The 479-nt window shown below is 50.5% G+C and carries 1 protein-coding gene; it reads right to left on the reverse strand.

What is annotated here, in order from left to right; translation table 11 throughout:
* Positions 1–19: 19 nt before the first annotated feature.
* On the reverse strand, positions 20–479 hold a 460-nt coding region (locus ACTHUR_RS19640), incomplete at its 5' end, for a TonB-dependent receptor domain-containing protein (RefSeq protein WP_440400467.1).

The following is a 479-nucleotide window of genomic DNA, read 5'->3' on the forward strand; positions in this document are numbered from 1 at the left end:
GTCCTACTTTTCTTTTCAATTAGAACGTATGTTTAACTGTTGCAGTCACACTACGCGGCGTGCCGTAAACGTGAATATCCGGCATGGTGCGATAGCGTTTGTTAAAGACGTTTTCAAAGTCCAAACTGATGCGGGTGGATTTGCCGATTTTGTAATGACCGGTCAAGTCCAGCGTTGCGTACGGACGTTGGGTCAATGCAGCGGCGGCGGCTGGATTGATGTCTGCAGGGTATTCATCCAGCGTGTGGCTGCGGCTTTGCCAGTTGACGTTGGCACCCACGTTCAAACGGTCGGTCACATCATACGCGGTAAAGAGTTTGAACAGATGAACCGGATAAGACGGATGCAGTTGAACCCCTTCGCTGTCTTTAATTTTGGAACGTGCATAAGATGCATTCAGCAGCCATTTTTCGCTCAGACGGCCGCCGACAGAGAGTTCCACGCCTTTTGTTGTGGTGTTGTCGGCTGCGCGGTAGTAT

It is taken from the genome of Neisseria sp. P0021.S007, assembly GCF_051956855.1.